The organism is Massilia sp. NBRC 108631, from assembly GCF_059704565.1.
Window position 1 is genome coordinate 1 of record NZ_BAAKJE010000024.1, and the last position, 6171, is coordinate 6171.

Annotated in this window: 5 protein-coding genes; 3 read left to right on the plus strand and 2 right to left on the minus strand. The window is 66.2% G+C overall.

The genetic code is table 11. The features are described from left to right. On the plus strand, window positions 1-931 hold a 931-nt coding region (locus AC6H42_RS02055), incomplete at its 5' end, for a LysR substrate-binding domain-containing protein (RefSeq protein WP_497547312.1). On the opposite strand, the gene AC6H42_RS02060 is transcribed toward AC6H42_RS02055, so the two are convergent. Next, on the minus strand, window positions 861-2078 hold the full coding sequence (locus AC6H42_RS02060) for an MFS transporter (RefSeq protein WP_082551459.1): 1218 nt from the start codon (window positions 2076-2078) through the stop codon (window positions 861-863). The two genes, AC6H42_RS02055 and AC6H42_RS02060, sit on opposite strands and share 71 nt — an antisense overlap. A gap of 201 nt (window positions 2079-2279) precedes the next feature. Between AC6H42_RS02060 and AC6H42_RS02065 the strand changes: the two genes are divergently transcribed. Both AC6H42_RS02065 and recQ read left to right on the plus strand, forming a co-directional pair. Then, a complete protein-coding gene (locus AC6H42_RS02065; protein WP_057152801.1) occupies window positions 2280-3113 on the plus strand; it encodes an undecaprenyl-diphosphate phosphatase in 834 nt (277 codons plus the stop codon). A gap of 9 nt (window positions 3114-3122) precedes the next feature. Next, entirely contained in the window at window positions 3123-4949 is a 1827-nt protein-coding gene (gene recQ, locus AC6H42_RS02070; protein ID WP_057152800.1) for a DNA helicase RecQ, read from the plus strand. A gap of 15 nt (window positions 4950-4964) precedes the next feature. On the opposite strand, the gene AC6H42_RS02075 is transcribed toward recQ, so the two are convergent. Further along, window positions 4965-5897 (minus strand): AraC family transcriptional regulator, encoded by a 933-nt coding sequence (locus tag AC6H42_RS02075; protein WP_057152799.1) that lies wholly within the window; start codon window positions 5895-5897, stop codon window positions 4965-4967. Window positions 5898-6171: the final 274 nt, after the last annotated feature.

Below are 6171 nucleotides of genomic sequence, written 5' to 3' on the forward strand. Positions count from 1 at the left end.
AGGCATCGAACTTCGGCAGCTGCGCTATTTTTCCATCGTGGCGAAGGAATTGCACTTCCGCCGCGCGGCGGAACTGGCGTTCGTCACGCAACCGGCGCTGAGCCAGCAGATTGCCAAGCTGGAGCAGACCATGGGCGTGGAGCTGCTGCGGCGCGACCGGCGCAGCGTGGAGCTGACGCCCGCCGGCGCGGTGCTGCGCGATGAACTCGACATCATGTTCAGCCAGATGGAGCGCGCGCTGCGCCTTACGCGCGAGGCCGGCCAATACCGCAGCTGCACGCTGTCCATCGGCCTGGTCGAGTACACCAACCTGGCCTTCATCCCGCCCGCGCTGATACGGCTGCAGGCGCTGTATCCCAACGTGCGCATCCTGCGCCATGAAATGAATTCGGTGCTGCAGATGGACGCGCTGCTCAAGCGCACCATCGACGTCGGCTTCGGCGTGCAGGTGGCGCCGCTGCCGGCCGACGGCAGCCTGCGCGGCCAGCCCATCTTCGATTCCGGCTGGGCCCTGCTGCTGCGCGAGGACGATCCGCTGGCCGCGCGCGCCGCCATCACCGTGGACGACCTGCGCAGCCAGCGCCTGATCATGTTCGAGCGCCGTCTGAACACCGACCTGTATGACCGCATGGTCGACAGCTGCCGCGCGCACGGCTTTACGCCCAGCTTCGTCTACGAAACCTCGCAGCCGCAGATGGGCATGTCGCTGGTGGGCCAGGGTATGGGGGCGATGGTGGGCGCCACCTATATCTTCTCGGCGCCGCCCGCCGGCCTCGTGGTGCGCCCGGTGGAGGGCATGGGGCCGCTGCAGGTGCAGGTGTTCTCGCGCGGCGGCGAGGACAACCCGCTGATCCTCGAATTCATCGAACTGGTTGCGGCTGAAGCGCGCAGGGCCCAGTTCGATCTGGCCGAGCTCTCTGGGCGAAGCTGACCGCCACCGCCAGCCCGGTGGCGGCGATGCCCAGCGCGCACACGCCGCTCCAGGCCCAGCGGCCCCACACCCAGGCCGTCAGCCCGGACATGAGCGCCGCGCCGATGAAGGTGCCGAGGATGTAGATGGTGCTGACGCGGCCGCGTATGTCCTGCCCCAGGTGGTAGATCATGGTCTGGTTCGACACGTGCGAGGCCGTCACCCCCAGGTCCAGCAGCAGCACGCCCGCCACCAGCCCGGCCAGATGCTGGCCGAACAGCGCCATCACCATCCACGCCAGCAGTGCCAAGGCGGTGCCCAGGCGCACCGCGAACAGCGGGCCGCGCCGGTCGGCCACCTTGCCGAAAACAGGCGCGGCGAAGGCGCCTGCCGCACCGATCACGCCGAACAGGCCGGCCACGTCGCTGCCCATGTGGAAGCGCGGCGTCTCCAGGTAGAACACCAGGCTGATCCAGAAGGCATTGAAGGCGCCGAACATCAAACCCTGGCGCGCGGTGGCGTAGCGCACCACCGGCTGCCGGCGGAATACGGTCCAGAGGGAAGCCAGCAGGCGCGGATAGCTCAGATCGCTGCGCGGCATGGTGGGCGGCAGGCGCCAGGCCAGCAGCGCCGCCATGGCCATCATCAGCGCGGCGGCGATCCAGTACACCGTGCGCCAGTCCGTGTAGTGGCCGATATAGCCGCTGGCCGTGCGCGCCAGCAGGATGCCGGCGAAGATGCCGCGCACCAGCAGGCCGGTGACGTGGCCGCGCTGCGCCGGCGGCACGATCTTGGCGGCGTAGGCCGGCAGCAAATAAGGCGTGATGGTGGTGACGCCCATCAGCGCGCTGGCCCAGGTCAGCGCCGGCGCGGACGGCGCCAGGGCCACCAGCGCAAGCGCGCCCACGTGCGCGCAAATCATAGCCAGTATCAGCTTGCGGTCATTGACAATGTCGCCCAGGGGCAGAAACAGCAGCGCGCCGATGGCGATGCCGATCTGGGTAAACATGGGCAGCGCGCCCGCGTAGGCTTCGGATACGCCCAGCGCGCGGCCGATGTCGCCCAGCAGCGGCTGCGCGTAGTAGCCGCTGGCGATGGAGACGCCGCACACCAGCGCCAGCAGTGTTATCAGTCCCTTCGGCGCTGCCGTTTCCTTCATAGTCGTCATGATTTGCTCCTGCTTGATCGATGGCAGGAGTATGGAATTGCCGTCCGTTTACATCCAATTCGACTTTACCGGGGCTGTGATAAGTCCAGCTTATCACCGGCAAGGTACAATGCGGGCCGCGCCCGATAGGGGGCGGGCGAACGCGGCAGGTCATGGTAAGCTTCGACGCCCTTTTCCCAATCACTTGCTATTACGACAAATATGGACATCACACTCGCGTTGCAGGCCTTGATCATGGGCCTGGTAGAAGGCTTTACCGAATTCCTGCCCATCTCCTCCACCGGCCACCTGATCCTGGCCGGCAGCCTGCTCAATTTCGTCGGCGAGAAAGTGAAAGTGTTCGAGATCGTGATCCAGACCGGCGCCATCATCGCCGTCATGTGGGAATACCGCGTACGCCTGGCCTCGGTACTCAGCGGCATGTTCAGCGATCCCAAGGCGCAGCGCTTCATCGCCAATCTGGTGATCGGCTTCCTGCCGGCGGCCGTCCTCGGTTTCCTGTTCAACAAGGCCATCAAGGCGCATTTGTTCTCGCCGGTGCCGGTAGCGGCGGCCTTCATCGTGGGCGGCTTCGTCATCCTGTGGGTGGAAAAGCGCGCCAAGGTCAACCCGGCCGCCGTGCGCGTGCAGTCGGTGGACGACATGAGCGCGCTGGACGCGCTCAAGGTCGGCTGCGCCCAGGCGTTCGCGCTGATCCCCGGCACCAGCCGTTCCGGCGCCACCATCATCGGCGGCATGATGTTCGGCCTGTCGCGCAAGGCGGCCACGGAATTTTCCTTCTTCCTCGCCATTCCCCTGCTGCTGTCGGCCACGGTATACTCGCTGTACAAGGAACGCGCGCTGCTGTCGGCGGCCGACTTGCCGATGTTCGGCGTCGGCATGGTAGCCGCATTCGTGTCGGCCTTCCTCTGCGTGCGCTGGTTGTTGCGCTATATCAGCTCGCACGACTTCACAATTTTTGCGTGGTATCGCATCATATTCGGACTGGTGGTAATCGCCACCGATTATTCCGGCCTGGTAGTGTGGGCCGATTAAAGTAGAGAAATGACCAATCAGGACACCAGCGAACGCGCCCTCAATCTGCTGCAAACCGTTTTCGGCTACCCAGCCTTCCGCGGCCACCAGGCAGAAATTGTCGACCATGTCAGCAACGGCGGCGACGCGCTGGTCCTGATGCCCACCGGCGGCGGCAAGTCGCTGTGCTATCAGATTCCCGCGCTGGTGCGCGACGGCGTGGGCGTGGTGATCTCGCCGCTGATCGCCCTGATGCAGGACCAGGTGGACGCGCTGGCAGAGGTAGGCGTGCGCGCCGCCTTCCTGAACTCCACCCAGACCTACGAAGAAGCCAGCCGCATCGAGCGCCTGGTGCGCACCGGCCAGATCGACCTGGTGTACGTGGCGCCCGAGCGGCTGATGACGCAGCGCTGCTTCGACCTGTTCCAGGCCTCCAACATCGCGCTGTTCGCCATCGACGAAGCGCACTGCGTGTCGCAATGGGGCCACGACTTCCGGCCCGAGTACATCAAGCTGTCGATCCTGCACGAGCAGTTCCCCAACGTGCCGCGCATCGCCCTCACCGCCACCGCCGACCAGCAGACCCGCGCCGAGATCGTGCAGCGCCTGCAGCTGGAAGACGCGATGCAGTTCGTGTCCTCCTTCGACCGGCCCAACATCCGCTATCAGATCGTCGAGAAAGCCAACGGCCGCAAGCAGCTGCTCGACTTCATCACCGCCGAGCATGGCGGCGACTCCGGGATAGTCTACTGCCTGTCGCGCAAGAAGGTCGAAGAGACGGCCGAGTTCCTGAACGAGAACGGGGTGCGCGCCATGGCCTACCATGCTGGCATGGAGCACGCCAAGCGCGCCGCCAACCAGGCCCGCTTCCTGCGCGAAGACAATATTGTCATGTGCGCCACCATCGCCTTCGGCATGGGCATCGACAAGCCGGACGTGCGCTTCGTGTGCCACCTGGACCTGCCCAAGTCGATCGAAGGCTACTACCAGGAGACCGGGCGCGCCGGCCGCGACGGCATGCCGGCCAGCGCCTGGATGGCCTACGGCCTGCAGGACGTGGTGCTGCAGCGGCGCATGATCGACGAATCGGAAGCGGACGAAACCTTCAAGCGCGTGCTGGGCACCAAGCTCGACGCCATGCTGGGCCTGTGCGAAACGCTGAGCTGCCGGCGCGTGCGGCTGCTGGACTATTTCGGCGAGCAGGCCATCCCGTGCGGCAACTGCGACACCTGCTTGATCCCGCCGATCAGCTTTGACGGCACGGTGCCGGCGCAAAAACTGCTGTCGGCCATCTACCGGGTCGACCAGCGCTTCGCCGCCGGGCACGTGATCGAAGTGCTGCGCGGCGTGGAAACGGAGCGCATCAAGACCTGGCACCACGACTCGCTGTCCGTGTTCGGCATCGGCGCCGACCGCAGCGAGCAGGAATGGCGCGCCATCCTGCGCCAGCTGATCGCGCTCGGGCTGGTGACGGTGGACCACGAACAATACAGCTCCCTCAAGCTGACCGACGCGGCGCGGCCGGTGCTCAAGGGCGGCCAGAAGGTGCAGCTGCGGCAGTACCAGAAGCCGGTCAAGCAGAAGCGCTCCACGGCGGCGGCGGCCAAGGGCTACGCCGAGACCGAACTGTCGGGCAAGGAACAGGCCATCTTCGACAAGCTGCGCTGGTGGCGGGTGGAGACGGCGCGGGCGCACAGCGTGCCGGCGTACGTGATCTTCGTCGACGCCACCCTGCGCGAAATCGCCAAGGCGCAGCCGACCTCGCTGGACGACATGCGCGGCATCAGTGGCGTGGGCGAGAAAAAGCTCGCCTCGTATGGCGACGAGATCGTCGCCCTGATCGCGGACATGCTGTAAAGGCTGGAGCGCGCGTCAGGCGGCGACGATCTGCCGGTAGCGTCCCGGCGGCGCGCCGGTGGCGGCACGGAAACGGTGGCTAAAATGGCTCAAGTCCGCGTAACCGCAAGCATCCGCCACCTGCTGCAAGGGCAACTCGCCCGACCTCAGCATGCTGCGCGCCCGGTCCAGGCGGCGCTGCGCCACCCAGGCCGACGGCGGCATCCCGAACGACACCTTGAACATGCGCGCCAGGTGGAACTCGGACAGGCAAGCCACCTGCGCCAGCATGCCCAGCGTGATGGCCTCGGCCAGGTGGGCCTCGATAAACTCCGCCAGCCTGCGCCGCACCACCGGCGCCAGTCCGCCGCGCAGCCGCGCGCCCGGGTCTATCATCGACTGTGACTTCAGCAGCTCGCTCAAGGTCGCGTGGGTAATTTCGTTCACGCGCAGCAGCGCGTCGGCGCCCTGCCACGGCGAAGCCACCAGCGCCTCGCACAGCTGCACCAGGCGCGGATCCTCGAAGTAGGTGCGGTCGGCCAGGGTCAGCTCGCGCGGCTCGCGGTCCAGCTCCACCACGGCGCGCCGGGTGAAATGCTCCGGCATGAAATACACGTGCAGCAGGCGCAGCTTGTCGCGCACCAGCCAGTGCGACTCGTGCCAGTCCGGCAAGGTGCACAGGCGTTGCGGCGCCCCATACTGCCCCGGCGCCACACCCGCGCCATTGCGCTCGGTGCGGTAACCGCCGCCCAGGTAGCAGGAAAAGGTATGGTGTCCCGGCTGCGAGTAAGTGGTCACTTCCTCATCCGTCTCCCGTTGCCAGATGGCGGCGGCCAGCCCGTCGCCCAGCCAGGCAAAGCGCTCCAGGGTCGCGTCGGTATTCGACATGGTCTTGAAGACCGCATGCGAAATCGCCTCCGCGCCGGGCGGCGCGGCCGTATCGAAAGCGGAGCGGGAAAAAGTAGCCATGCAAAAAGTCTAGCACGCCCGCCAAGCACCCGCCCGCCGCCCGCCCCAATTTGCGCAAGATCAGACAATCCCTCCCCACCCAGACAATTCCCACAACCAGCCTGAGCCGCATTCCCCCAAAACCGGGGTCAGACCCCGAAGGGGAAAGAATGCGGCTCAGCTCGCTTTGCAAGCTGCGCCAAATCGGACTATCCCTCATCCATCGGACAACTCCCACAAGCAGCCTGAGCCGCATCCCGCCAACTTCGGGGTCAGACCCCGAAGTTGGCGGGAT

Coding starts and splice junctions, on each gene's coding strand:
- AC6H42_RS02075 (WP_057152799.1), bottom strand. CDS start 5,897: ATGGCTACTTTTTCCCGCTCCGCTTTCGATACGGCCGCGCCGCCCGGC.
- AC6H42_RS02065 (WP_057152801.1), top strand. CDS start 2,280: ATGGACATCACACTCGCGTTGCAGGCCTTGATCATGGGCCTGGTAGAA.
- AC6H42_RS02060 (WP_082551459.1), bottom strand. CDS start 2,078: ATGACGACTATGAAGGAAACGGCAGCGCCGAAGGGACTGATAACACTG.
- recQ (WP_057152800.1), top strand. CDS start 3,123: ATGACCAATCAGGACACCAGCGAACGCGCCCTCAATCTGCTGCAAACC.